Raw genomic sequence first — 1,574 nt, forward strand, 5'->3', positions numbered from 1 at the left:
CAGACACCGCCGGGCGGCTGATGTAGTGGCACAGCCGTTCGAGTTTGCTGCGCTAATGGGCCTTGGCCGCTACGCCGGCATGTAGCGAGAAACCGGCAACCTTACCGGGCATGTCACCAAACTGATCTTCCGGGTCGCAGGCGGGCAGTGTCTGCAGGGTGAACACCTTGCGCCCTGCCTGTGGCCCCACGGCGATGCGATACGTGATGGAATGCCCCAGCAGTGGAGTCATCGCATCTTCATCCACCGCATCCAAGGCCAGGTAACTGTTTTCAGCATCCCGCTCCAGTAGGCCTTGCCGCTCCAAATAGCGGCCGACCCGATGGGCGATGGTGTGCGCCAGTTGGGTGAGTTCGGCGCTGGTCGGCGCCCTGACCCAGAGGAACCGGGCTGTTCCATTGGGACGCTCAACGTACACGCCATCGAGGAACAGCATGTGAAAGTGAATGTTGAGGTTCAGTGCACTGCCGAAGCGCTGGATCAGGGTGACGGCACCGGTCTTGGCCGCTTGGTGGGTATAGCCCGCTTTCTTGACCAGATGCGTGGCGATGACGCGGTAAACGATGCCCAACACCCGGCCCATGACCTCCGGCCGGCTGGCGAACAGAAAGCGCAATTGAAAGGGAAAGCTGAGTACCCATTGGCGCATGGGCTGTACGGGCAGAACCTCATCGACCAGTAGCGCGGCGCTTTCGGCCATACGCCGTGCGCCACAACTAGGACAGAAGCCCCGACGTTTGCAGCTGAACGCAACCAGGTGCTCAGCGTGACACGACTCACAACGCACCCGCAGAAAGCCGTGTTCGAGACGGCCGCATTTGAGGTAGTCGTCAAACTCGCGTTGCACATAACCGGGCAGTTCCCTGCCCTGCGCCGCCAAATGGGCAGCGAACGTCGGGTAGTATTCTTCGACGATCCGATAGAGCAGGGTTTGCTCGGGCCGGTGACGCTGGTAACGACCAGTGTTCTCGTCCCGGCTGGCCATCCTGGCCGCCACTTGGGGCATGATCCGCATCCTTGCGATACTGTGTTTTTATACAGTTTATCGCTCAGCTGCGAGATATTGAAGTCTCAGCTGTGATGCCAGCCAGTGCCAGACATTGCCTGTGAGTGCCAGTCACTCCCACTCGATTGTAGCAATCCATCAAACAGGGTGTCTTGCGGATGCAGTTGCGTCAGCGCGGTGCGTGCCAGCCACGCAGCGAAGGTGGTGCCGCAGGCGGACAGCAGCGCCATCAGTACGCTGCCACTGGTCACGTTGACGGCGATAAAGCCACCCAGCCAGATGGCTGGCAGGAATCGGTTGCCGCCCAGCAGCATGGCGGCCAGGGCGATGCCGGCCGGCGGCCAGACCATGCTGGCCAGGCCGTCGTTGGCGCTCAGGTCAAGACTCAGCAACCCCGTGAGCACGTACGACCCGGTGAGGGCGGCACCTTGCAGCAGTGTGGGGATGGAATAAAAACGCGCGAGAGTCATGGACGCCGAATCCGGAAGTTGATGGCATCCTGCCATGAATGTTTTTCGGGTATACGGATTTAATGGTTGATGGGGCACCTTCACCCCATCAATCTGAT

1 protein-coding gene and 1 pseudogene are annotated in these 1,574 nt (G+C 60.4%); both read right to left on the minus strand.

The genetic code is table 11. The features are described 5' to 3' along the window. Window positions 1-55 precede the first annotated feature (55 nt). Window positions 56-1,006 (minus strand): annotated as a pseudogene (locus tag HUJ17_RS12850) (transposase zinc-binding domain-containing protein); the annotation flags it as partial. A gap of 65 nt (window positions 1,007-1,071) precedes the next feature. Continuing rightward, the coding region (locus HUJ17_RS12855) for an MASE1 domain-containing protein (RefSeq protein WP_290511065.1) at window positions 1,072-1,574 on the minus strand (503 nt) is incomplete at its 5' end.

This window comes from Alcanivorax sp. (assembly GCF_014762765.1).
Classification (GTDB): domain Bacteria; phylum Pseudomonadota; class Gammaproteobacteria; order Pseudomonadales; family Alcanivoracaceae; genus Alcanivorax.